The following is a 24437-nucleotide window of genomic DNA, read 5'->3' as shown; positions in this document are numbered from 1 at the left end:
CCCGCCCGCGTCCTCGAGTCGCGGGTCCGGTCAGGCCGACGGAGCAGTCAACCAGGGAGGGTTGTTCGTGTCAGTTTCAGCTGCTCAAACCCTCGCACCCCGGAAGCAGGGGAAGATCCGCCGTCCGGCCGGAACCCTCTACCGCGGTCGCGAAGGCATGTGGTCGTGGGTGCTGCACCGGATCACCGGTGTCGCCATCTTCTTCTTCCTCCTCGTGCACGTCCTCGACACGGCCCTCATCGCCGTGAGCCCCGAGGCGTACAACGCGGTCATCGCCCAGTACAAGAACCCGATCATGGGCCTCGGCGAGACCGGCCTCGTGGCCGCGATCGCGTTCCACGCCATGAACGGCCTGCGCATCATCCTGGTCGACTTCTGGAGCTGGGCCACTCGCCACCAGCGCCTGCTCTTCTGGGTCGTCATCGGCCTGTGGGTCGTGCTGATGCTCGGCTTCGCACCCCGCCACCTCATCAACGTCTTCAGCGAGGGAGGTGCCCATTGAGCACCGTCGCCGCACCGCGGACTCCGCACGTCCCGACCCGCTCCTCCGGCACCAACTGGGAGAAGTGGGGCTGGATCTACATGCGCGCCTCCGGCGTCGTGCTGATCGTCCTGATCTTCGGGCACCTGATCTTCAACCTGCTTCTCGGCGACGGCATTAAGGCCATCGACTTCGGCTTCGTCGGCGGCAAGCTCGCCAACCCGTTCTGGCAGTGGTGGGACGTCGCGATGCTCTGGCTCGCGCTCATCCACGGCGGCAACGGCATGCGCACGCTGGTCAACGACTACGCGACCTCGCCGCTGCTGGCCCGCGTCTTCAAGGGCGGCATCGTCGTCTCGGTCGTCGCGCTGATCGCGCTCGGCACCTACGTCGTCTTCGGGTTCAACCCCTGCCCCACCGGCGGGGACCCGAGCCTGCTGCCCTCCTTCTGCGCCGCCTAGGCGCCCGGTGCCGCGCGGTGCGTCCGCGCGGCACCGTCCCGCCCCCGGGAGCGCCCCTCCCCCACTCCCGCCCTTCCACCCCGTTCAACGGAGCAGTCACCCAGTGAGCACACCAGGCCACGTCCACAGCGGCGGCGAAGACCAGAGCGCCTTCACCCAGACCCTCGGCGCCGACGGCGTCCACTACCACCAGTTCGACGTGCTGATCGTCGGAGCCGGCGGAGCGGGCATGCGCGCCGCGATCGAGGCCGGGCCCAAGGCGAAGACCGCCGTCATCTCCAAGCTGTACCCGACGCGCTCGCACACCGGTGCGGCGCAGGGCGGCATGGCCGCCGCCCTCGCGAACGTCGAGGAGGACAGCTGGGAGTGGCACACCTTCGACACGGTCAAGGGCGGCGACTACCTCGTCGACCAGGACGCGGCGGAGATCCTCGCGAAGGAGGCCATCGACGCGGTCATCGACCTCGAGAACATGGGCCTCCCGTTCAACCGCACCGAGGACGGCAAGATCGACCAGCGCCGCTTCGGCGGTCACACCCGCGACCACGGCAAGGCGCCCGTGCGCCGGGCCTGCTACGCGGCGGATCGCACCGGCCACATGATCCTGCAGACGCTGTTCCAGAACTGCGTCCGCCTGGGCATCAACTTCTACAACGAGTTCTACGTGCTCGACCTGGTGATGACCGAGGTCGACGGCGTCAACAAGCCGTCGGGCGTCGTCGCCTACGAGCTGGCGACCGGCGAGCTGCACGTCTTCCAGGCGAAGGCGATCATCTTCGCCACCGGCGGCTTCGGCAAGATCTACAAGACGACGTCGAACGCGCACACCCTCACGGGCGACGGCGTCGGCATCATCTGGCGCAAGGGCCTCCCCCTCGAGGACATGGAGTTCTTCCAGTTCCACCCGACCGGCCTCGCCGGGCTCGGCATCCTCCTGACCGAGGGAGCGCGAGGAGAGGGTGCGATCCTCCGCAACGCCTCGGGCGAGCGCTTCATGGAGCGCTACGCCCCCACCATCAAGGACCTCGCGCCGCGCGACATCGTCGCCCGCTGCATGGTCCAGGAGGTGGCGGAGGGCCGCGGCGCCGGCCCGCACAAGGACTACGTGCTGCTGGACTGCACCCACCTCGGCGCCGAGGTGCTCGAGACGAAGCTCCCGGACATCACCGAGTTCGCCCGCACCTACCTGGGCGTCGACCCGGTCGTCGAGCCGGTGCCGGTCATGCCGACCGCGCACTACGCGATGGGCGGCATCCCGACCAACGTCAAGGCCGAGGTCCTCTCGGACAACACCACCGTCGTCCCCGGCCTCTACGCCGCTGGCGAGTGCGCCTGCGTCTCGGTGCACGGCTCGAACCGCCTCGGCACCAACTCGCTGCTCGACATCAACGTCTTCGGGAAGCGCAGCGGCAACAACGCCGCGGACTACTCGCAGACCGTCGACTTCACTCCCCTGCCCGAGAACCCCGCCGGCGCGATCCGCGACATGCTCGCCTCGCTCCGCGGCGCCACCGGCACCGAGCGGATCGCCTCGATCCGCAAGGAGCTGCAGGACGAGATGGACAAGAACGCCCAGGTGTTCCGCACCGACGAGTCGCTCGAGCAGGTCACCGGCACCATCCAGCGCCTTCGCGACCGGTTCCGCAACATCTCGGTGCAGGACAAGGGCAAGCGCTTCAACACCGATCTCCTGGAGGCCGTCGAGCTCGGCTTCCTCCTCGACCTCGCCGAGGTCGTCGTCTACTCCGCCCGGAACCGCAAGGAGAGCCGCGGCGGTCACATGCGCGACGACTTCCCCAAGCGCGACGACGAGAACTACATGCAGCACACGATGGCGTACCTCTCCGGTGACGCCCACTCCTCCGACGCGGGCGACCACATCCGCCTCGATTGGAAGCCCGTCGTGATCACCCGGTACCAGCCGATGGAGAGGAAGTACTAGTCGTGTCGTCCGCCACTCTCGAGCAGCCCCCCGCCGCCCCCGCGGCCCCGGAGGCGTTCACCGTCACGTTCATCATCCGCCGCTTCGACCCGGAGCAGGACACCGAGCCGCGCTGGCAGGACTTCGACGTCGAGATGTTCTCGACCGACCGCGTCCTCGACGCGCTGCACCGGATCAAGTGGGACCAGGACGGCTCGCTGACCTTCCGCCGCTCCTGCGCGCACGGCATCTGCGGCTCCGACGCGATGCGGATCAACGGCCGCAACCGCCTGGCCTGCAAGACGCTGATCAAGGACCTCGACATCTCGCAGCCGATCTACATCGAGGCGATCAAGGGCCTGCCCCTCGAGAAGGACCTCGTCGTGGACATGGAGCCGTTCTTCGCCTCCTACCGCGAGGTGCAGCCGTTCCTGATCGCGAACACCCCGCCGACCAAGGGCAAGGAACGCGTGCAGTCGGTCGCCGACCGCGCCCGCTTCGACGACACCACCAAGTGCATCCTCTGCGCCGCGTGCACGTCGTCCTGCCCCGTGTTCTGGACGGACGGCCAGTACTTCGGCCCGGCCGCGATCGTGAACGCGCACCGCTTCATCTTCGACTCGCGCGACGACGCCGGCGGAGCCCGCCTGGACATCCTCAACGACAAGGAGGGCGTCTGGCGCTGCCGCACGACCTTCAACTGCACCGAGGCCTGCCCCCGCGGCATCCAGATCACCCAGGCGATCGCCGAGGTGAAGCAGGCCGTCATCCGCGGCCGCGCCTGACGCTTCCTCCCCGTTCGGCCCGTCGTGATCCTCGGATCCGGCGGGCCGTTCGTCGTTCCCGGTGCTCGCGGTGCCCCTCCGGCACGTGGAAGCAGCTCCGGCACGCCCGAATCCGGCCGATCAGCGAGCCCGACCCGGAATCACGAGCCGAACATCCCCCGCGCCACCTCCGGCACGCGGAAACAACTCCGACACGTTGAAACCCGTCGAATCGACGACCCCGACCCGGAATCACGAGCCGAACGTCAGCCCATCCCACCTCCGGCACGCGGAAACTCCTTCGGCATGCCCGGAGACGGCGGATCGACGAGCCGGACCTCGAATCGCGAGCCCGACGTTTCCGGCGCCGGCCCTCGGTCGTCTCCTCCACAGTCGGCGGTGAGCGCGAGCACTCCACCGAACGGGCGATCGGGTCCGCACGGATCGCCGTCCGACGGCAGAGTCGGCGGATGCAGTACGGAGTGCACCACATCGGCTACCTTCACGCGGTCGGCGTCGACGCCACGGCCGCCGTGCGATCGGGGGCGCTGCGCCGCATCAGGCGCGGTTGGTACGCGTCGCCGCACGCGTCGGCGGAGGAGCTGCGCGCGGCGGAGGCCTGCGGGTCGCTGTCCTGCATCTCGCTGCTGGCGGAGGCGGGCGCTTTCCGCCCGCCCGACACCCGACTCCACCTCGCCATCACCTCCAGCTCGCGCCCGCGGCCGCGAGAACTGGGCGACGACGTGGTCGCGCACTGGAGTCGCCGTGCACGGCCGACGGAGTACCGCTCCATCCGGACGACGCGCATCGGAGCGCTGACCCAGGTCTTCCTCTGCCAGCCTCTCGAGCTCGCCGTCGCCGTCGCCGATTCGTGCCTGCGCCTGCGCCGAATCGGGGCCGATGGTCTCGCCCAGGCGCTGGCGGCGCTGCCCCGTCGCTTCGCCGTCGTCGCGGAACTCGTCGACGCCCGGTCGGAGTCCGGGACGGAGTCCGTCACTCGGGTCCGCCTGCATCTGCTCGGCATCGGGTGCGACATCCAGGTCGAGATCGACGGCGTCGGCAGGGTCGACCTGGTGATCGACGGGTGGCTGCTCCTCGAGATCGACGGGCGCGCCTGGCACGACGACCCCCGGGCCTTCCAGCGAGACCGGGATCGCGACCGAGCGGCAGCCGAGCGCGGGTACACGACGCTCCGCTTCACCTACGTGGACGTGATGCATCACTGGCCGCGCACCCGCGACAGCATCCTCGCGGTCCGCGCCCGCGGCCCGCTCCGCTGAGCCCCGCCCGCCCGGCGCGAGCACCCGTCCCGTGACGATCAGAGGCGCACGGGTTGAGGAAGCCGAGGTCGTCGGGCGACGACCGGCCGGCAGCGCCGATGCTCCGGCACGCGGAACAGGCTCCGGCACGCAGGAGGGGCGTGCTTCCGCGAGCCGGAGGTCCTTCCACGAGCCGAGGGTCGCGTCGGGGCCGTTCGGGCACGCGGAAACCACTCGGGCACGTCAGAATCGGCCGGAGCCACGAGCCGGAGGTGATTCTGCGAGCCGGAGGTCCCGCGGACGAGGTCGGGCACGCGGAAACAGCTCCGGCACGCCGGAAGTCCGCGATTCCACGAGCCGAGGATCGTTCCGCGAGCCGGACGTGACGGCGTCGGCGCCTCGGCACGCGAGACGAGCCTCGGCTCGTCAGAAGCGCGCAGGACGACGAGCCGCAGGCGATTCCGCGAGCCGGAGGCGATTCCGCGAGCCGGAGGTCGCGCGGACGAGCTTCGGCACGCGGAAACCACCTCGGCACGCGGGATGCAAGCAATTCCACGAGCCGAGGATCATTCCGCGGGCCGGAGGTCGCGCCGCCGGGGTCCGGCACGCAGGAACTGCTCCGGCACGTCGGATGTGCGGCATTCGACGAGCCGGAGGCGATTCGACGAGCCGGAGGTGATTCTGCGAGCCGGAGGTCGCGCCGCCGCGGTCCGGCACGCGGGAACTGCTCCGACACGTCGGATGTGCGGCATTCGACGAGCCGGAGGCGACCCCGCTAGCTGGAGGTCGCGTCGCCGCGCGCGGCGGAGGCGTGCGTCTCGGAGGCGCGCCCGGCGCCTCTACGCTGGAGGGCATGACGGAGGCGGCGACCGAGGCACCGCGCGGCATCCCGGCGCTGTTCGAGCGGATCATGCGGACGCGGCCGGTGCGGGTGATGCTGCACTACTCCGAGAGCGGCGGGCCGCTGTTCGCGTCGGGGCTCGCCTTCCAGGCGCTGTTCGCGATCTTCGCGGCGCTGTTCGTCTTCTTCGCGGTCTTCGGCTTCGTCCTGCGCGACAACGCGGCGCTGCGCGACTCGCTCCTGCAGCTGCTCACCAGCTCGGTGCCCGGGCTGATCGGCGACAAGAACTCGCTGGTCTCCATCGACACACTGCTCGACTCCACGATCCTCGGCTGGACCGGGGTGATCGCCGCGGCGGGTCTGCTCTGGACGGCGCTCAACTTCCTCGGCAGCCTCCGCCAGGCCGTCCGGATTCTGTTCTCCCTGCCCGGTCCGACCGTCCTGTTCGTGCTGCTCAAGCTCAAGGACGCGGGGCTCGCGCTCGTCTTCGGCGCGGTGCTGATCGTCTCGGCGGCGCTCTCGGTCTTCTCGACCTCGTTCGTCGACGTCGCGTTCGACGTCCTCGGGATCGGCAGCGACTCGACCCTCGGCCGGGTCACCGGCACCGTCGTCGGCCTGCTGATCATGCTCGCGCTCGACACCGCGACGCTCGCCGGCTCGTTCCGGATCCTCAGCGGCATCCCGATCCCGTGGAAGAACCTCTGGGTCGGCGCGCTGATGGGCGGGATCGCGCTCGGCGCGCTCAAGGTCCTCGGGACGCAACTGCTCGGCGGCGCCTCGCGCAACCCGCTGCTCGCCTCGTTCGCCGTCCTGATCGGTCTGCTGATCTGGTTCAACCTGGTCTGCCAGGTGATCCTGATCGTCGCCTCCTGGATCTCGGTGGGCATGAGCGACGCCGGCATCTCGGCGCGCAAGCGCACGCCGGACGAGATCGAGCGCGAGCGCGAGGAGCAGCTGCGCCTCGCCCGCCGCACCCTCGCCGAGGCGGAGCGCGAGCGCCTGCGCGCCGCCCTGCCGGACGCCTCGCTGCTCAAGCGCCGACGCTTGGAGAAGCAGCTCTCGCGCCTCGATGACGAGCTGGCCGACGCGGCCGCCTGACTCCGCGGCAGTCGCTGTCCGCGACGCACGCTCTCCTCGACGCTGCTGCGGCGTCGGAGCCCCCCGAGCGGAACGACGTCCGACAAATATGTCCGTTTCTGTTGACAGCGGACACGAACGGGTCTAAAAAGATGTAAACGCAGATCCGAGGTCGACACCGACACCGCGGACGAGGCGTAGCATCTCGCGAGACGACGGAGTCCACATGTACGCACCGGAGCGGCACCAGGCGATCCTGGACCGCGCCCGCACCGACGGGCGGGTCGAGGTCCGCGACCTCGCGCAGTCCCTCGCGGTCACGCCCGAGACGATCCGGCGCGACCTCACCAGCCTGGAGAAGCGCGGCCTGCTGCGCCGGGCCCACGGCGGGGCCATCCCCGTCGAGCGCCTCGGCATCGAGCCCGAGGTCGCCGCCCGCGAGGGCCACCTCGCCGCGGAGAAGGACCGCATCGCCACCGCCGCGCTGGCCGAGGTCCCCGACGGCGGCTCGATCGCCATCGACGCCGGGACCACCACGGTCCGCCTCGCGGAGCTGCTCCCCCTGGACCGCCGGCTGACGGTCGTCACCCATTCCCTCCCTGTCGCGGTGGCGCTCGTCGGCCGGCCCAACATCGACCTGCACCTGCTCGGCGGGCACCTGCGCGGCGTCACGCAGGCCGCCGTCGGGCCGTGGGTCGCCCAGGTGATCCCCACCGTCTCGGTGGACGTCGCCTTCATCGGCACGAACGGCATCAGCCGGGAGCGGGGGCTCACCACCCCCGACCTCGACGAGGCCGTCGTCAAGACCGCGCTCATCGCCGCCGCGCGCCGGGTCGTCGTCCTCGCCGACCACTCCAAGTTCGGCCGCCAGGATTTCGGGCACGTCGCCCCGCTGTCCGCGATCGACACCGTCATCACCGATCGAGGAGTCGACGACGAGCTCGCCGACGACATCGAATCGGCCGGCCCGGAGGTCGTCCGCGCATGATCGTCACCGTCACCGCCAACCCCAGCATCGACGTCACCCTGTCGACGAGCGGCTTCGCCGTCGGCGAGGTCAACCGCGCCCACGGCGTGCGCCGCGACCCGGCCGGCAAGGGCGTCAACGTCGCCAGGGCCCTCGCCCGCAACGGCGTCGAGGCCACGGCGATCTACCCGGCCGACGCCTCGACCGGCCTCGACCTGCGCACCATGCTCGAGGCTGCCGGAGTCGCCTCCGCCAGCGCCGCGATCGCCGAGCCGATCCGCACCAACATCACCGTCGTCGACGACGCGACCGGCCGGACCACCAAGATCAACGAGCCCGGCCCGGCCGTCACGCCGGAGGAGGCGAAGGCGCTCTCCGCTCTGATCTGCGACCACGTCGTCGCCGGCCCGCGCTGGCTCGTCGCCTGCGGCAGCGTCCCGCCCGGCCTCGGCGACGACTTCTACCCGGCGCTCGGCCGCCTCGCCACCCACTTCGGCGTCCCCCTCGCCGTCGACACCTCCGGAGCACCGCTGACCGCGATCATCGCGGCCGGCACCGCGACGCTGGTGAAGCCCAACCTCGAGGAGCTCGAGGAGCTCCTCGGCCGCTCCCTCGCATCCGTCGGCGACGTCGTCGACGGAGCCCGCACACTCCTCCGCCTCCCGGACGCGCGAGCGCTCGTGAGCCTCGGAGAGCACGGCGCCCTCCTCGTCACGGCGGACTCGTCGTGGTGGGCGGGCGCACCCCCCGTCGTGCCCCTCAGCACCGTCGGCGCCGGCGACAGCACCCTCGCGGGCTACCTGTCGGCGACCGAGGCCTCGGAGGCGGAGCGTCTGCGGACGGCCGTCGCCTGGGGCACCGCCGCCGTCACCCTCCCGGGCAGTGAAGCCCCGGGTCCCGACTCCCTCCGCCTCGACGACGTCTCCGTCGTCGAGAACCCCGACCCCACCCTCCCGATTGGAGAACTGAGCGCATGACTGCTCTCACCGAGGCGTCGACGGTCATCGTCGACCTCACCGCCGCCACGAAGGACGACGCCACCGCGCAGCTCGCGAAGACGCTCGCCGACGCCGGCCGCGTCACCGACCTCGACGGCTTCCTCGCCGACGTCCGCGACCGCGAGTCGCAGATGGCCACCGGCATGCCCGGCGGCATCGGGATCCCCCACGCCCGCTCCTCGCACGTCGTCTCGCCCAGCGTCGCGGTCGGCATCGCCAAGTCCGGCGTCGACTTCGGCGCCCCGGACGGCCCCGCGGACCTGATCTTCCTCATCGCCGCCCCTGACGGCGCCGACCAGGCCCACCTCAAGATCCTCGCCCAGCTCGCCCGCAAGCTGATCCACGAGTCCTTCACCGGATCCCTCCGCGCCGCCGGCAGCGGCCAGGAAGTCGCGGACATCATCGCCCGAGAGGTCGTCGTCTCGTGAAGATCGTCGCCGTCACCAGCTGCATCGCCGGCATCGCGCACACCTACATGGCGGCCGAGGCCCTCGAGCAGGCCGCCAAGAAGAAGGGCTACGACATCCAGGTCGAGACCCAGGGCGCGGCCGGCTCCGACCCGATGTCCGACCAGACGATCGCCGACGCCGACGTCGTGATCCTCGCCGCCGACCTCGAGGTCCGCGGCAAGGACCGCTTCGCCGGCAAGCCGACCCTCGAGGTCGGCACCTCGGAGGCGCTCGCGAAGGCCGCGGACGTCATCGACCGCGCCGCCGCGAAGGTCCAGGACGCTCCCGCCGCCGCCTCGACGGGCGCCCCGCGCTTCGTCGCGGTGACGAGCTGCATCGCCGGCATCGCGCACACCTACATGGCCGCCGAGGCACTGGAGCAGGCCGCGAAGAAGCGCGGCTACCCGATCCACGTCGAGACCCAGGGCGCCGCCGGCTCGGACGAGATGACCGCGGGCGACATCGCCGCCGCGGACGTCGTCATCCTCGCCGCCGACCTCGAGATCCGCGGCAAGGACCGCTTCGCCGGCAAGCCGATCCTCCAGGTCGGCGTCGCCGAGGCGCTGTCGAAGCCGGACGAGGTGCTCGACCGGGCGCTCGCCCTGCGCGGCACCGGCACGGCCCCGTCCGCCGCCCGCTCGACTCCGGCCGCGGCGCCCGCCGCCCCGAAGAAGGTCGGCGTCGGCACGCGCATCCGCCAGAACCTGATGACCGGCGTCTCCTACATGATCCCGTTCGTCGCGGCGGGCGGTCTGCTGATCGCGCTGTCGTTCCTCTTCGGCGGCTACCAGATCGTCAGCTACACGCCGCAGCAGATCATCGACAACGGCTTCAACATCGCGAACATCACCGACTGGGCCGGAGTGATGTTCCTGATCGGAGGCGCGACCTTCGCGTTCCTGGTGCCGGTGCTCTCGGGCTTCATCGCCTTCGGCATCGCGGACCGGCCCGGCATCGCGCCCGGCTTCCTCGGCGGCGCCGTGGCGGTCACCGTCGGCGCCGGCTTCCTCGGCGGCCTCGCGTCCGGCTTCATCGCCGGCTACGCGGCGCTCTTCATCTCGCGGATCAAGCTGCCGGCGGCCTTCAAGTCGCTGATGCCGGTCGTCATCATCCCGCTGATCGCGACCTTCATCACGGGCTTCCTGATGTTCGTCGTCCTCGGCGCCCCGCTGCGCGCGCTGAGCGAGGGACTGTCGGCCTGGCTCTCGGGCCTCACCGGCGGCAACCTGATCATCCTCGGGATCATCCTGGGCCTGATGATGGCGTTCGACATGGGCGGCCCGGTCAACAAGGTGGCCTACGCCTTCGCGACCACGGGGCTCGCCTCGGTCCCCGCGGACGGCGACCCGAACTCGGTGCAGTTCAAGGTGATGGCGATCGTGATGGCGGCCGGCATGACGCCGCCGCTGGGCCTCGCCCTCGCCACCTCGCTCCGCAAGCGCCTGTTCACCGACGCCGAGCGCCAGAACGGCAAGGCGGCCTACCTGCTGGGCGCCTCCTTCATCTCGGAGGGAGCGATCCCGTTCGCCGCGGTCGACCCGCTGCGCGTGATCCCCTCCGCCATGATCGGCTCGGCCGTCACCGGCGCGCTCGTCGCGCTCTTCGGCTCGACGCTGCGTGCCCCGCACGGCGGCATCTGGGTGACCGGGCTGGTGGGGCAGCCGCTGCTCTACCTGGTCGCGATCCTCGTCGGCATGGTGGTCACGGCGGTCTGCGTGATCATCGCGAAGAGCATCAAGCGCGCTCCGATCGTCGCCGAGGTCCCGGAGCCGGCCACGGCCCGCCCCGTCGCCGTCTGATCCGCACCGACCGACCGTCCTGAGCGGTCCCGCCGGCGGTCCCGACTCCGCGTCGCCCCTCTCCTCCGAGGGGGCGGCGCGGGACGGGGCCGCCGGCTTCTGCGTGCCCGGGGGCGCGCCGGTCCGCCGCTCCCCCGCGTGCCGCGCCGTGTCGGCGGTCCTCCGTAGACTGCTCCGGTGACTCGAAAGCCGCTCTGCATCGCCTCCGTCAACGTCAACGGCGTCCGCGCCGCCTTCCGCAAGGGCATGGGCGACTGGCTCGCCGCCCGCGACGTCGACATCCTCGCCCTGCAGGAGGTCCGCGCCTCCACCGACGACCTCACCGGCCTGCTCGGCGACGAGTGGGACGTGCTGCACGACGAGGCGACCGCCAAGGGCCGCGCCGGAGTCGCGCTCGCCTCGCGCAAGCGCGCGACGATCCACCGGGTCGCGCTCGGCGCCGACGACTTCGACTCCGCGGGCCGCTGGCTCGAGGCCGACTACGAGATCGGCGACCGGACCGTGACCGTCGTCTCCACCTATGTGCACTCGGGGGGCGTCGGCACGCCGAAGCAGGACGAGAAGATGCGCTTCCTCGACGCGATGATCGAGCGCCTCCCCCAGCTGCAGGCCCACAACCCGCTCGCCGTGGTGATGGGCGATCTCAACGTCGGCCACCGCACGCTCGACATCAAGAACTGGAAGGGCAACGTCAAGAAGGCCGGCTTCCTCCCCGAGGAGCGCGCCTACTTCGACCGCTTCGTCGGCGCGGAGGGCGAGGAGGGCTACAACGCCGGAGCGGGGATGGGCTGGGTCGACCTCGGCCGCCGGTTCGCCGGCGAGGTGCCCGGCCCCTACACCTGGTGGTCGCAGCGCGGCCAGGCCTTCGACACCGACACCGGCTGGCGGATCGACTACCAGCTCGCGACGCCGGAGCTCGCCGCCCTGGCCCGCAGCCACGAGATCGACCGCGCCAGCGCCTGGGACACCCGCTGGTCCGACCACGCGCCGGTCGTCGTCGACTACGAGCTCTGACCCCCTTCTCCCCCGGCGCCGACCGCGCCGCCGTCACTCACGAGGCCTCACCATGACCCCCAGCACTCCGGGCGCGAAGCCCGTCATCTTCTCCGGCATGCAGCCCTCCTCGGGCTCGCTGCACCTCGGCAACTACATCGGCGCCCTCACGCAGTGGGTCGCGATGCAGGACGACCACGACGCCTACTACTGCGTCGTCGACCTGCACGCGATCACCGTGCCGCAGGAGCCGGCCGAGCTGCGCGAGCGCACCCGCGCGACGGCCGCGCAGTACATCGCCGCCGGCATCGACCCGGAGCGCTCGACGCTGTTCATCCAGTCGCACGTCCCGGCGCACGCGGAGCTCGCCTGGATCCTCAACACGGTCACCGGCTTCGGTGAGGCCAGCCGGATGACGCAGTTCAAGGACAAGTCGGCGAAGCAGGGCGCGGAGGCGGCCTCGGTCGGCCTGTTCACCTACCCGATCCTGATGGCGGCCGACATCCTGCTCTACCAGACCGACGCCGTGCCGGTCGGCGAGGACCAGCGCCAGCACCTCGAGCTGACCCGTGACCTCGCGAACCGCTTCAACACGCGCTTCGGTGCGACCTTCGCGATGCCGGAGCCGTACATCGCGAAGGAGACCGCGAAGATCTACGACCTGCAGAACCCCGGCGCCAAGATGTCGAAGTCGGCGGAGTCGGACGCGGGCCTGCTGAGCGTGCTCGACGAGCCGAAGGTCACCGCGAAGAAGATCATGCGCGCCGTCACCGACACCGAGTCGGAGGTGCGCTTCGACCGCGCCGCCAAGCCCGGCGTCTCGAACCTGCTCACGATCTACTCCGTCCTCGCCGACCGCACGATCGAGTCGCTCGAGCAGGAGTACGCGGGCCGCGGCTACGGCGACCTGAAGAAGGGCCTCGTCGAGGTCGTCGCCGCGACCTTCGACCCGATCCGAGCGCGCACCGCCGAGCTGCTCGCCGACCCGGCCGAGCTCGACCGGATGCTCGCTCGAGCGGCCGACCGCGCCTCCGAGACGGCCGAGCGCACGCTCGCGACCGTGTACGAGCGTGTCGGCCTGCTGCGCCGCGGCCGCTGAGCCGACCGTGCTGCGGCTGGCCCTCTTCGACCTCGACGACACGCTCTTCGCGCACGCCAGCGCAGTGCGCGAGGGCATCGTCGCGTACGCGGCGTCGCTCGGCGACGCCTACGCGGGCGAGGCGGGCGCGCTGCAGCGGCGATGGCACGCACTGGAGGAGGAGCACTACCACCGCTACCTCGCCGGCGAGCTCGACTACGAGGGGCAGCGCCGCGCCCGCGCCGTCGCCTTCGCCGCGGACGCCGGCGTCGAGCTGACGCCGGAGCAGGCGAGCGCGTGGTTCGCCGCCTACCTGGGGCACTACGTCGCGGCGTGGACGCTGCACGACGACGCCGTGCCGGTGCTCGACCGGCTCGAGGCGGCGGGCGTCCGGATCGGCGTGATCACCAACGGCGATGTGGACTTCCAGACGACCAAGACGGACGCGATCGGTCTGACGGAGCGGGTCGAGCACCTCGTCGCGTCGGGCGAGGTCGGCGTGACGAAGCCGGATGCGCGGATCTTCCGCGTCGCGTGCGAGCGGTTCGGCGTCGCTCCGGCGGACGCGCTGTACGTCGGCGACCGGCTGGGCACCGATGCGATCGGCGCGGCGCGCGCCGGCCTGCGCGGGGTGTGGCTCGACCGCGTCGGCGGTCCGGAGCACGGGCGCGAGCTGCCGCCGGAGGCCGTCGAGCTCGGGGTGGTGCGCATCGGCTCGCTGGACGAGCTGGACGCGGTCGCGGGGCTGACGGGCTGAGCGGCCGCGATCCGGCGTCTCGACGGGTGCGGAGCCGTCCGCCGCCCGCTCAGCGGTGTCCATGCTGATCGAGTAGCCCGCGAAGCGGGCGTATCGAGATCCACCAGCATCAGAACATTCGCCTGCTGCCCCACCCTGCTGACGACGGTGGGTCTCGATACGCCCCTCCGGGGCTACTCGACCAGCATGTTCGCGGGCGTCTCTTCCAGGTGGATCCGCCCGCGTCAGAAGACGAGTCTGCAGACCGCCCTGCTGAGGACGGCGGGTCTCGATACGCCCCTCCGGGGCTACTCGACCAGCATGAGTGGACTCGACGCACGGACTTCATGCTGATCGAGTAGCCCGCGCAGCGGGCGTATCGAGATCCACCCGCGCCAGAAAGACGAGTCTGCGGACCGCCCTTCTGAGGACGGTGGGTCTCGATACACCCCTGCGGGGCTACTCGACCAGCATCGGTGGGTACTGACGCGGCCGAGGGGCTGACGCCTCCGGCTCTACTGCCCGTCGCCGGCGTCTCGGGCCGTCTGGGCGGCGGCGGGCGAGGTCGCAGCGGCACGCTTCCTCCGTCTGTGCCGCAACTCGAGGGCGAGCGCTGCGATCGCCACGACCAGGAGCACGGCGGAGGTGCACAGCGACGCGATCCCGAGGGCGCTCGGTGCCGCGATGACCGCAGGGGTGTCGAGGACGCCTCGGACGAGGCCGTAGAGACCGAGCACGACGAGGACGACGAGGACGGAACGGGATCTCACGACAGCCACCGCCGTCCCAGGAGTCGCCTGCTTGCTGCTGCGTTGTTCATACCGGTATGTCTAGCACCGACGCCGGCAGGAGGGGCCGGAGGCGCGTGCCGAGCCCCGCCAGTGGCGCACAGCAGCGATCGTCGATTCGGTCGGCGAGTCGCGCTTGACAGACGTGAGCTTCGGTTGGTTACCATCCGCGTATGGCTTACGACCCAAGACCGATCCGCTCCGACGGAGACGCGACGCGCTCCCCCGATCGCGGCGACCGCCGCTCGCGAACGGCGCTCTCGACTCCGTCCCGTTCCGCCGACGCCGACAACGACACGCGAGCGACCGCGGTGGATCGACGCGGAGTCGCCCGGGCCGTCCTCCAGTGGGTGACGGGTGATCGGGTCGACGCTCGACGGGTCGTGCGCCTCGCCGACCGGCGGTGGCGAGGAGCGATGGAGCCGCTGCTCGGCCCGGAGGACGTCCTGCTCCTCCCGGCCGAGAGCGCGACCGACGATGATGCGACCCGCGAGGCCCCGACCGGCGACGGCGCCGCCGTCCTCACCTACCGCGGCGGACTCGACGAGCCGGGAGACGTCGCCTGGTTCGGCGAGCTGCGGGTCCAGACGGAGGACTACGCCTCGATCGCGTTCCTCCCGGTCACCGGTGCGACGACCGCACGGCTCCGCGATGCGAACGGCTGGCAGGCCTATCGGGAGGACGCCGACGCCGCCCGCGCCTCCGGTCGGCTGGTCCCGCAGCTCCTGGGAGCCGCGGTCGCCGTGAGCGGTCTGCCGCTGACGGACGACCCCGCTGCCGGACCCGTCGCCGCCGTCGATGTCGGCCGGGACGGGGTCGCGACGCTCGGTCCGGACGGGCTGGTCCTCGGCGACGCCCGAGACCCCGACGGCCTCGCGGCCGCCCTCGACAGGTCGTACCGTCCGCTCGACCGGCTCGCCGCGCTGGGCGGCGATGTCGCCGACGACATCGCGCGCCGCCCCTGGCTGGCGCTGTACCGCGCCGGCCTCGCCTTCGCCGCCGCCGACGACACCGGCCCGGCGTGGTCGGTGGTCGGGCTCGGAACGTCCCTCCGACCGGACGGGGAGGTGGCGACGCTCACGCGCTCCGATCTGATCCTCCTGCACCGGGGCGACGAGCGCGTCCTGGTGGAGCCCCGGACCCTGCGGCGGTTCGCCCTCGCTCCTGCCACCGCGGTCGTCGTCGAACGGCTGCTGAGCGACGGCACGGACGACGGGGTGCGAACGCCGGCCGACGAGGCCTTCGTCGCGCGGCTCGTCGAGCGATTCGAGCACGAGGGCGTCCACCTCCGGAGAGGAGCGTGACGGCCTCGCCGGTCCTCGTCCCCCTGGTCTCGCCGACGGCGGCGGCCAGGACCGTCGCGGCAGTGGGCGCGACGGGGACACGCATCCGCTTCGCCGACGGCGTCGAGGCGATCGATCTCACGAGCGGACTGTGGAACGCGCCGTTCGGCTGCGGCCGACCGGAGTTCACCGCTGCCATCGCCGCGGCTCTGGCCGAGGCCTCCTACCTGTCCCTCTTCCGGCGGAGTCACCCCTGGGCGGAGCGGGCGGCCTCGGCACTGCTCGCGGTCGTCGGCGACGCGCTCCCGGACGCCTCCTTCCGGCGCGTCCTCCTCACCACCTCGGGCGGCAGCGCGAACGACGCGGTCATGAAGCTGCTCCGCCAGCGGGCCGCGCTCCTCGGGCGGCCGGAGCGCCGGCTGGTCGTCGGCCTGTCCGGCAGCTACCACGGGCTCACCTACGGCGCCCACGCGCTGAGCGGCGACGAGCTGGGCCAGGACGTCTACGGTGTCGACCGCTCGGGGGTCCGGCACGTGGCGCACGACGATCCGGACGCGCTGGAGTCGCTGCTCCACCGGGAGGGACGGCGCATCTGCGGCATCGTCGTGGAGCCCGTCCTCGGCTCCGGTGCTCTCCCGCTCTCGGACGCACTCCTCGCGGTGCTCGAGCGCGTGTCCCGGGACGGCGTCCCCGTCGTCGCGGACGAGGTGGCGACCGGCTTCGGCCGCACCGGCCCGTTCCTCGCCTGCTCGCGCTGGCCGTTCGCGCCCGACGCGGTCGTTCTGTCGAAGGCGCTGACGAACGGCACGCTCGCGGCGGCCGCCGTGGTCGTCGGCGAGCGGATCCTCGCCGAGATCGATGCCGCCGACGCCCCGTTCGTCCATGCGGAGACCCAGGCGGGGACACCCGCGGTCTGTGCCGCCGTCCTGCAGAGCCTCGCGCTGCTCCCCGAGCTGCTCGGAGCCGACGGCTTCCCGCGCGTGAGCACCGGCCTCGACCGTGCCGTCACCGCGCTGTCCGCGCATCCGCGGGTGCTCGGATCCTCCGGTGCCGGGTCCTTCCGGGCCCTGCGGATCGCGGGGGTCGCCAGCGCCGACGAGGTCCTCGGCCTGGTGGAGGACATCCGGCGGCGCGGGGCGGTCGTGCACCCCGCGCCGGGCGGGATCCAGTTCCTCCCTGCGGCGGTGTCCAGCGACCGCGACCTCGCGGAAATCCCGCGCATCATCAGTGCGGCGCTCGACGCATGAGGGTCCGCAGCACCGATCTGCGGTCCGGTCTGGCGTCGGACGCGGCGGCCACCGGCTCCCGGCTGTCCCTCTTCGTGCTCGACAGCGCGCTCGTCCGGTGCGGAGCCGTCGAGCCCGAGCGACTGCACGGACCGGTGGTCGTCCTCGACGTCGCGTCCGAGCAGGGTCGGCTGCTCGACACCGTCGACCGCGCCCTCCGCGCCGTCCGTCCCGACCGCCTCGTCGGCATCGGCGGCGGCAGGCTGCACGACGTGGCGGCGCTGGCGCGCCTGTTCGCCGTCGACCGCGCCCTCCGATCGCGCCTCGACGGACTGCTGGGCAGGCACGGCGGCCTTCTCGCCCCGGACCTCCCCGCGTCGACGGAGGTCCCTCGTCTCGTCCTGGTGCCCACGACGATCGGGCCCGGCAGCGAGACGAGCGCCGCGGCCTGCCGCGAGATCGGCGGCCTCCGCTCCGTCGTGGTCGGCGAAGCGCTCCGGGCCGACGCCGCCGTGCTCGACGCCGAGCTCACGGCGACGCTGACCCGCTCCTCCGTGCTCGAGGGAGCGGCGGAGGCGGCCCTGCGGCTGATCGGCTCGCGGTCCGGATCGCCCGCCGACCGCTCCGCCGACGATGGGTCGAGGCGACTGCTGGAGGCGCTGGCCGAGGCCGGCGGCCGCGTCGCCGGGAGCGCCGGACTCGTCCGCCGCGCCGACCGCTCGGCGCTCGCATCGGCGAGCGCCGGCAGTCACGGCGTGCTGCGCTCGGCGACCGCCGATCCCTTCGCGGCGACGCACTGGTACCTCGCGAACGAGGTGAGCAGTCGCGCGGGCCTGCGGAAGGTGCCGGCGACGATGCCGCTGCTGCCCGTCCTGTGGAGTCGCGACTCCCCGGAGCGTCGCGCGCGACGACGGGCCGTCTGGCAGTGGTTCGCCGCTCCTCTCGGGCTCGACCCGGACCCCGTCGTCGGCAGCGCCCAGTGGTCCGAGCGGTGGGGGATCACCGCTCCGGCCGTCGCCGACCGCGCCCTCCGCGACGCGGCACTCGCGATCGTCGCCCGCTGGGACAGCTCGGCGCTGCCCGGCCTGGCGCTCGACGACGCCCTCCGACTCCTGCGCGCGGCCTTCCCGCCGGCGCGGGCCCTACGACCGAACGAGGGAGGTGAACACATGAACACCACGAACGAGCTCGAATTCCATGAGCTGGAGCAGGCGGTCGCTCCCGACTGGGAGTCGGCGGCCTCCGGCTTCACGACGGGGCTCCTCGTCGCGGGCGTCTTCGTCGGTCTCCTCACCTGACCGGGACCGACCGATGACACCCGGATTCCAGACGACGACACGAGGAGACGACGCATGCAACCACCCACCCCCCTGCGATTCGAGGAGATCGAGTCGATGGCCGCACCCGATTCCGACTGGTACATCGCCACGAAGCTCGGGATCGCTGTCGGCCTCGGGCTCGGCGCGATCGTCCTGACCTAGCTCTCGAGGAGAGCACCTCTTCACCGAGGACCTCATCACCGAGGAGGTGAGAAATGGAGAATCCCGTTCTCTTCCAGGAGATCGAACCCGCGGTCGCTCCGGCCGACGGCTGGCGGACCGCCGACGCCGGTCTGAGGATCGTGATCGCGCTCGGCAGCATCGTGCTGCTCGCGACCTAGCCGACCGTGCACCTCCCGCGGTCCCGGACGCTCGAGCGGCCGGAACCGCTCCCTCTCAGACCTGGAGCGCCCATGCAGCACCCCTCGGACCCGCCGCCCCTCACCGCGGCGAGCGCCGCCCTCCTCGGCGCCCTCTCCCCCGCCACCGTGGCGCCGGAGGACCTCTACGGACCCGACGGGTCCGTCGTCTACGAGTACTTCACCGCGGAGGACCGCAGCGAGATCAGCCCGCTGCTGGCAGCGGTCCGCCGGACCGAGGGGCCGATCCTCGAGCTGGCCTGCGGCGGCGGACGCCTCACGGTGCCCCTCCTGGGCCTCGGCCGCCCCGTCGTCGGCCTCGACCTCTCGCCGACGATGGTCGACATCCTCCGGTCGCGGATCGCGGCGCTGCCCGCCGCCAGGATCGCCGACGGCTCCCGGGCGCTGGTCGGCGACATGACCTGCTTCCACCTGCCGGAGCGCTTCGGCGCCGTCGTCCTCGGCGCCACGTCCATCGCGCTCCTGGACCGAGCCGGCCGGCACGCCTTCCTCCGAGCCGCCCGCGAGCACCTCGGAGCGGACGGCATCCTCCTGATCACCGCGTCGAGCCCCGACCACGCCTACGTCGCCGGAAGCCGCGGCTCGCGCATCCGCGCCGTGCCCGGGCCGTCCGGCGGACCGGGGGCGGCCGTCGTGACGTCCGCCGTCACCCCCGACGGTCTCCACCGGGACGTCGAGGTCGTGCAGGTCGGTCTCGATCCCGAGGGGCGTGCGGCGGCGCGCTTCTTCCGCTCGCGGGTGAACGTCGTCGACGCCGACCAGGTCGCGGTGGAGGCCGAGCGCGCGGGACTGCGGCTCGTCGCGCGGACCGCGCTGGTGGAGACCGAGGACTCGACGCTGCTGCAGCTGGTCCGGGCATGAGCGATCCCGCGCCCCGGCTGGCGGACACCGTGACGATCGACGAGCCGATCGCTCCCGGCGCTCCGTGGATCCTCTCGGTGCGGGGCGTCCCGCGCGCACGGGTCGGTCCCGCGGTGGCGACCTTCGCCGCCGGGCTGCGTCCGAGCGCGCACGAGACGGACGAGACCGAGGGCACCGGGAGCACCTCCCTGACGGACGAGGAGACGGCCGCCCTGCTCCGCGAGTTCGCGGCGGCCGGGCTCCTCGCCGGCTCCGAGCGCCGCGAGCCGCGGTCGCATCGGCTGCAGTTCCGACCGCCGGCGAGTCTCCAGCTGACCCTGCTCGATGCGACGCGGCCGGCGCTCGTGCTCGCGCGGCTCCTGCGCCGACGACCGGTCCGGCTGCTCGCGGTCACCGCCGCCGGCGCCGTGCTGCTCCTGGGCGGCGTGAGCGCGATCGTCCACTCCGTCGAGATCGCCGCTGTCCTCGCCGAGCCGCTGCCGCTGCCCTCGCTGCTCGCGGTGTCGGTCGCGTTCCTGCTCGCGGGAGCGGTGCACGAGGCCGGTCATGCGGTGTCCCTCGCCGCCTTCGGCGGACGACCCCGCCGGGCCGGGCTGATGATCTTCTACCTCGCGCCCGCGTTCTTCTGCGACGTCACAGACGGCTGGCGTCTGGGCGACCGGCGCTCCCGCGCGGCGGTCGCGCTCGCCGGCCCGGCGGTGCACCTCGTCCTCGCGGCGAGCGCCGCCACCGCCCTGCTGTGGGCGCCGACGGGCCGGTCCGCTCTCGCGTGCTTCGTCGTCGCGGCCGCACTCAGCGCGGTGACCAATCTCATTCCGCTCGTGCACCTCGACGGCTATCTCGCCCTGGTCGCGGTCCTCGACCGGCCGTTCCTGCGCAGAACCGCGATCGGCGCCGTCGGCGACGCCGTCCTGCGCCTGCTGGGCGGAACCGCGCCACGCGCCTCCCCCTGGCTCGTCCTGTTCGGGGTCGGCTGCCGCGGCTTCGCCCTGCTCCTGATCGGCTGGGCCTACGTCCGCAGCGTCCCCGTCCTGATCCTCACGGAGCCGGGGGCGATCATCGCGCTGGTGTTCGCGGCGGCGCTCTCCGGCGCGCTCGTCGTCTCCCTCGTCCGCTTCGCGCGAGCCGCGAGGAAGGCCCGGGTCGGAGGGCTCCGGGTCGCCATCGCGTCCGCGGTCCTCGCTGCCGCTCTCGCCGGAGTCGGCGCCCTTCCCCTCGAGGAGCGCATCGAGGCCGGCTACGTCGTCCGCGACGGCGAGGCCTTACTCGTGCGGACCTCGGCCGACCCGAGGATCGTGCCGGGCACCCCGGTTCGGCTGACCAGCAACGGGATCGCGGTGCGGTCCCCGCGGTCGACGGCCGTCGTCAGCGGGCCCGCGGAGCCGCTGCTCGCCCCGATCGCCGCGCTCGCGCCCCTCACCGGGCTCGATGACGTGCCGGCCGTCGGCTATCCCCTCGCCCTGCCCGACTCCGCGAGCACTCCCCCGGTGGGCGGCGCCTCGGTCTCCCTCGGCGGCGGCACGATCGGCGGCGCGGTGCTCGATCTCGTCGCCGGGGACGCACTCCGCCGACTGTGGGTCGGCCGGTGACCGGCGGGAACGCGCTCGAGCGCGCCTTCGAGCACGCCCTCCGCGTGCTCGCCGTCGCGAGGGACGGTGACTCGGTCCCCGGCTGGCGAGGCAGGACCCTCTCCGGTCCTGTCCGGCGCGACCGCGAGCCGCTCTGGCTCCGTCTCGTCAGCTCCCCCTCGGCGCTCGCCCAAGGGGCGTGGTGGACCGGCACGGCGGACAGCGCCGTGCTCCCGGCCCTGCCCAAGCCGGTCGTGCTCGCCGTCGAGGAGTGGGCCCCGCCCTCCGTCGAGGGGTTCCGGCTCCGCGCCGAGCTGATGACCCGCCTGCCCGGTCGCGCCCTGTCCCCGACGGCGGAGCTCGCCCTCGAGACGGAGGTCGATCCGGCGGTCTGGCTCGAGCTCGGCGAGATCCTCGACGCGCTCGCCGCCATCCCGACGCAGCGGGAGTCGACCGTCCCCGCCACGGTGGACCGGCTGCTGCACAGCTTCTTCGGCGACCGGTTCCCGCGCGGCACCCCGTGCTGGACGACGGCGCACGGCGACCTGCACCCCGGCAACCTGCTCGTCTCACCGCTCGGCCTCGCCGACTGGGAGGCCTGGGGGCGCGGACCCGAGCACCTCGACGTCGCGACCCTCTACGTGCACAGCCTCGCCGCCCCGGACGCCCGGCGCTCCCTCGTCGAGGTGCTCGGCGAGCGGCTGCACTCGGACGCCGCACTGCCCGCCCTCGCCTTCGCCGCCGCGAAGGTGCTCGCGCGGTCGGTCTCCGGCGACTACCCGACGCTGGTCGACCCCGTGCACCGGCTCCTGGACGACCTGTCCGCGCGACCGCTCGGCGCCGGCGGGACGACCGCTCGACGACGATGACCCCCCTCCCTCGAAAGGCCCGCCCATGAGCTCTGCGCTCGACTTCCAGCACTTCACCAAGACCTTCCGCGGCCGCCGCGTCGTGGACGACCTCAGCTTCTCCGTGCGGCAGGGGACGGTCGTCGGGCTCCTCGGCCCGAACGGCGCCGGCAAGAGCACGGCGCTCCGCGGGCTGGTCGGACTGCTGCGCCCCGATTCCGGTGAGGCGCGGATCGGCGGCCACCGGTTCGCGGAGCTGCGCGCTCCCGCGCGGGTCGTCGGCGTGCACCTCGACGGCCTCGGCTTCGAGAACGGCATCACCGGCCGTCGGCACCTCGCGATCGTCGGCCGCGCGGTCGGCGCATCGCTCTCCCGCGTCGACGAGCTGCTGGAGACGGTCGGCCTCGCCGAGGCGGCGCGGCGGCCGGTCCGCGGCTACTCGACCGGGATGCGCCAGCGCCTCGGCCTGGCCACGGCCCTGGCGGGTGACCCGGAGATCCTCGTCCTCGACGAACCGGCGAACGGGCTCGACCCCGAGGGGATCCGCTGGCTGCGGCGCCTGATCCGCGCCGAGGCCGAGCGCGGACGGACGGTCCTCGTCTCCAGCCACCAGCTCGCCGAGCTCGAGCACACCGTCGACGAGGTCGTCGTCCTGCGCCGCCGGATGCTCTTCCACGGCCCGCTCGAGGACCTCACCCGCTCGGGAGGGCGGAGTCTCGAGGACGGCTACTTCGACCTCGTCGACGGCGAGGCCGGCCGATGAGCGGGGCCGGCGCGCTCGCACGGGCCGAGATCCTGCGCTCCCGCAGCGGCTCGTCGTTCCCGGTCCTCCTCGCCTACGCGATCCTGATCCCCCTCTTCGGCATCAACCTGGCCGACGTCACCGACCGTCTCGACGGCCTCGACGACGCCGGGGCGACACGCCTCGTCCTCGGCTTCGCCGCCTGCGCCGCCCTGGGCGCCTGCTTCTACGGGTCCTACGCCTACACCCGGGAGACGTACTACCACTCGCTCGACCGGACGCTGCTGCTCGGCAGCCGGGACGCGATCCTGGTGGCGAAGGCGCTGGCCGGCGCGGTCTCGGGCGCGGTCTTCGGGGTGGTGGCGGTCGTGAGCTGGTGGCCGATCACTGCGGTGGTCCTGGCGACGGCCGGCCGTCGCCTGACGCCGGACATCACTCTGCTGTCCGCCTCGGTCGGCGTCGTCCTCGCCTGTGCCCTGAGCGGCGTGCTGGGCGTCGGCATCGGCTACGCGGTGCGGAACTACTACGCCTGCATCCCGATCGTGCTGGTCCTCCCCGCCGCCCTCGCCGCGCCGCTGCTCACCATCGCCCGTGACGTCGGGCGACTGCTCCCGATCGGAGCCGTCGCGGGAGCGACCGGTGCGCCGGTCGAGGGGATGCTCCCCGCGCTGCTCGCCCTGGCCGTCCTGGCCGTCTGGGCGCTCCTGGCGATCGGCGGCGCGCGGATCCTCGAGCAGCGGCGGGCCCGGTGACGGACGCGGCCGCGGCCGCGGAGGGACCGTTCACCCGCGCCGTCGCCGCCGAGTTCCGGCGCGTGGTCGCGAGCCGGACACCGCTCTGGGGACTGGTCTTCGGGTTGCTGCCCGTGCTCCCTCTCCTCGTCGCCGTGACGCAGGTCGACCTCGGCGCGCTCCCACCGGAGGAATCGGACTCGCTCGAGCACGCGATCTCGGCGGCGCTGCTGCAGGGCGGTGTCGTCGGGGCCACCGCCTTCGCGGCACTGCGGACGGCGAGCGCCTTCGAGAAGGGGATCCTCGCGCGCGATGTGCTCTCGTCGGGGCTCCGGCCGGCGCTCGCGGCTCGGTTCCTGGTGGCGGCGGGTGCCGGTGCGGTGCTCGCGACGGCGGTGGTCGCGATCGGAGTCGCCGGCGTCGCGGTCGTCTCGGCGGGAAGGGTCACTCCGGACCTCGGCGTCGTGGCCCTCGTGCCTGTGGCCGGTGTCGGTGGTGCGATCTGGGGCGCGCTGGTCGGCACGATCGTCCGGGCACCGCTGTTCGTGCTCTTCGCGGCCCTGGTGCCGCTCAGCGCCGGGACCTTCACGAGCGGCACCGCCTTCGAGGACGTCGTGCCCCTCGCTGCCCTGTCGGCGTCCGCGCCGCCCACGGTCGCGGCCGTGCTGGCGGGCCCGGCCTGGCTGCTGGCACTCGCTCTCGTCGCGGTCGCGACGGGGCGTCGGCGCCCACTGCTCTGACGGAGCTCCGCCGGGGGCGGGTCTCGAGACGCGCTGCGCGCTACTCGACCAGCATGTCGGCGGGCGTCTCTTCCCAGTGGACCCACGCACGAGGGCCCGCGCACTCTGCGTGCGCGGGCCCTCGTCG

25 protein-coding genes are annotated in these 24437 nt (G+C 72.7%); 24 read left to right on the top strand and 1 reads right to left on the bottom strand.

The genetic code is table 11. The annotated features are described in order from the left end of the window. Positions 1–67: 67 nt before the first annotated feature. The 13 genes from sdhC to MT350_RS03245 all read left to right on the top strand — a co-directional run bounded on the left by sdhC (position 68) and on the right by MT350_RS03245 (position 13845). Complete coding sequence (sdhC, locus tag MT350_RS03305; RefSeq protein WP_132435881.1) at positions 68–502, top strand: succinate dehydrogenase, cytochrome b556 subunit; 435 nt, start codon at positions 68–70, stop codon at positions 500–502. Next, positions 499–942 (top strand): succinate dehydrogenase hydrophobic membrane anchor subunit, encoded by a 444-nt coding sequence (locus MT350_RS03300; RefSeq protein ID WP_123702562.1) that lies wholly within the window; start codon positions 499–501, stop codon positions 940–942. The genes sdhC and MT350_RS03300 overlap by 4 nt, the downstream gene beginning before the upstream one ends. A 199-nt stretch (positions 943–1141) precedes the next feature. Continuing rightward, positions 1142–2884 (top strand): succinate dehydrogenase flavoprotein subunit, encoded by a 1743-nt coding sequence (gene sdhA, locus MT350_RS03295; protein ID WP_243615629.1) that lies wholly within the window; start codon positions 1142–1144, stop codon positions 2882–2884. Positions 2885–2886: 2 nt separating this feature from the next. After that, positions 2887–3648 carry a succinate dehydrogenase iron-sulfur subunit gene (locus tag MT350_RS03290; RefSeq protein WP_123445284.1) on the top strand — a complete coding sequence of 254 codons (762 nt, stop codon included), beginning with the start codon at positions 2887–2889 and terminating at the stop codon, positions 3646–3648. A gap of 449 nt (positions 3649–4097) precedes the next feature. Then, the gene (locus MT350_RS03285; protein WP_243615377.1) at positions 4098–4907 is read left to right on the top strand and encodes a hypothetical protein; all 810 of its coding nucleotides are present in this window, start codon (positions 4098–4100) and stop codon (positions 4905–4907) included. 832 nt (positions 4908–5739) lie between these two features. Continuing rightward, the gene (locus tag MT350_RS03280) at positions 5740–6825 is read left to right on the top strand and encodes a YhjD/YihY/BrkB family envelope integrity protein (RefSeq protein WP_243598820.1); all 1086 of its coding nucleotides are present in this window, start codon (positions 5740–5742) and stop codon (positions 6823–6825) included. A gap of 205 nt (positions 6826–7030) precedes the next feature. After that, the gene (locus tag MT350_RS03275; protein ID WP_123445281.1) at positions 7031–7792 is read left to right on the top strand and encodes a DeoR/GlpR family DNA-binding transcription regulator; all 762 of its coding nucleotides are present in this window, start codon (positions 7031–7033) and stop codon (positions 7790–7792) included. After that, positions 7789–8748 carry a 1-phosphofructokinase family hexose kinase gene (locus tag MT350_RS03270; RefSeq protein WP_123735192.1) on the top strand — a complete coding sequence of 320 codons (960 nt, stop codon included), beginning with the start codon at positions 7789–7791 and terminating at the stop codon, positions 8746–8748. The genes MT350_RS03275 and MT350_RS03270 overlap by 4 nt, the downstream gene beginning before the upstream one ends. Then, positions 8745–9197, top strand: a complete 453-nt coding sequence (locus MT350_RS03265) for a PTS sugar transporter subunit IIA (protein WP_123445279.1) — start codon at positions 8745–8747, stop codon at positions 9195–9197. Before MT350_RS03270 ends, MT350_RS03265 begins: the two co-directional genes overlap by 4 nt. Then, on the top strand, positions 9194–11017 hold the full coding sequence (locus MT350_RS03260) for a PTS fructose-like transporter subunit IIB (protein WP_243615376.1): 1824 nt from the start codon (positions 9194–9196) through the stop codon (positions 11015–11017). Before MT350_RS03265 ends, MT350_RS03260 begins: the two co-directional genes overlap by 4 nt. 177 nt (positions 11018–11194) lie before the next feature. Beyond that, on the top strand, positions 11195–12031 hold the full coding sequence (locus MT350_RS03255; protein ID WP_308197460.1) for an exodeoxyribonuclease III: 837 nt from the start codon (positions 11195–11197) through the stop codon (positions 12029–12031). A gap of 52 nt (positions 12032–12083) precedes the next feature. Next, positions 12084–13109, top strand: a complete 1026-nt coding sequence (gene trpS, locus MT350_RS03250) for a tryptophan--tRNA ligase (protein WP_243615375.1) — start codon at positions 12084–12086, stop codon at positions 13107–13109. Next, positions 13081–13845: an HAD family hydrolase gene (locus tag MT350_RS03245; RefSeq protein ID WP_243615374.1), complete on the top strand. Its 765-nt coding sequence runs from the start codon at positions 13081–13083 to the stop codon at positions 13843–13845. Before trpS ends, MT350_RS03245 begins: the two co-directional genes overlap by 29 nt. A 494-nt stretch (positions 13846–14339) precedes the next feature. Here the strand turns inward: MT350_RS03245 and MT350_RS03240 are convergent, their stop codons facing one another. Beyond that, positions 14340–14594 (bottom strand): hypothetical protein, encoded by a 255-nt coding sequence (locus MT350_RS03240; protein WP_243598817.1) that lies wholly within the window; start codon positions 14592–14594, stop codon positions 14340–14342. Positions 14595–14923: 329 nt separating this feature from the next. Between MT350_RS03240 and MT350_RS03235 the strand changes: the two genes are divergently transcribed. From MT350_RS03235 to MT350_RS03195, 11 genes are all read left to right on the top strand, one after another. Then, on the top strand, positions 14924–15916 hold the full coding sequence (locus tag MT350_RS03235) for a hypothetical protein (protein WP_243615373.1): 993 nt from the start codon (positions 14924–14926) through the stop codon (positions 15914–15916). After that, on the top strand, positions 15913–17142 hold the full coding sequence (gene mpaD, locus MT350_RS03230; protein WP_243615372.1) for a daptide-type RiPP biosynthesis aminotransferase: 1230 nt from the start codon (positions 15913–15915) through the stop codon (positions 17140–17142). The genes MT350_RS03235 and mpaD overlap by 4 nt, the downstream gene beginning before the upstream one ends. Then, complete coding sequence (locus MT350_RS03225) at positions 17139–18419, top strand: iron-containing alcohol dehydrogenase (protein ID WP_243615371.1); 1281 nt, start codon at positions 17139–17141, stop codon at positions 18417–18419. The genes mpaD and MT350_RS03225 overlap by 4 nt, the downstream gene beginning before the upstream one ends. A gap of 54 nt (positions 18420–18473) precedes the next feature. After that, entirely contained in the window at positions 18474–18602 is a 129-nt protein-coding gene (locus MT350_RS19930) for a daptide-type RiPP (protein WP_260311824.1), read from the top strand. A gap of 53 nt (positions 18603–18655) precedes the next feature. Next, a complete protein-coding gene (locus MT350_RS19925) occupies positions 18656–18781 on the top strand; it encodes a hypothetical protein (protein WP_260311822.1) in 126 nt (41 codons plus the stop codon). A gap of 72 nt (positions 18782–18853) precedes the next feature. Then, positions 18854–19681: a daptide-type RiPP biosynthesis methyltransferase gene (gene mpaM / locus MT350_RS03220; RefSeq protein ID WP_243615370.1), complete on the top strand. Its 828-nt coding sequence runs from the start codon at positions 18854–18856 to the stop codon at positions 19679–19681. Beyond that, on the top strand, positions 19678–21270 hold the full coding sequence (gene mpaP / locus MT350_RS03215) for a daptide biosynthesis intramembrane metalloprotease (protein WP_243615369.1): 1593 nt from the start codon (positions 19678–19680) through the stop codon (positions 21268–21270). The genes mpaM and mpaP overlap by 4 nt, the downstream gene beginning before the upstream one ends. Further along, positions 21267–22118, top strand: coding sequence for a phosphotransferase (locus MT350_RS20345; RefSeq protein WP_243615368.1), 852 nt, complete (start codon positions 21267–21269; stop codon positions 22116–22118). Before mpaP ends, MT350_RS20345 begins: the two co-directional genes overlap by 4 nt. 25 nt (positions 22119–22143) lie before the next feature. After that, the gene (locus MT350_RS03205) at positions 22144–22860 is read left to right on the top strand and encodes an ABC transporter ATP-binding protein (protein WP_243615367.1); all 717 of its coding nucleotides are present in this window, start codon (positions 22144–22146) and stop codon (positions 22858–22860) included. Then, a complete protein-coding gene (locus MT350_RS03200) occupies positions 22857–23591 on the top strand; it encodes a hypothetical protein (protein ID WP_243615366.1) in 735 nt (244 codons plus the stop codon). The genes MT350_RS03205 and MT350_RS03200 overlap by 4 nt, the downstream gene beginning before the upstream one ends. Next, entirely contained in the window at positions 23588–24310 is a 723-nt protein-coding gene (locus MT350_RS03195) for a hypothetical protein (protein ID WP_243615365.1), read from the top strand. The genes MT350_RS03200 and MT350_RS03195 overlap by 4 nt, the downstream gene beginning before the upstream one ends. The last annotated feature ends 127 nt before the right edge of the window (positions 24311–24437 follow it).

The organism is Rathayibacter sp. VKM Ac-2928, assembly GCF_022815545.1.
Classification (GTDB): Bacteria; Actinomycetota; Actinomycetes; order Actinomycetales; family Microbacteriaceae; genus Rathayibacter; species Rathayibacter festucae.
Note: the sequence above shows the minus strand (reverse complement) of the source record. Positions and strands in the feature narration are given on the sequence as shown.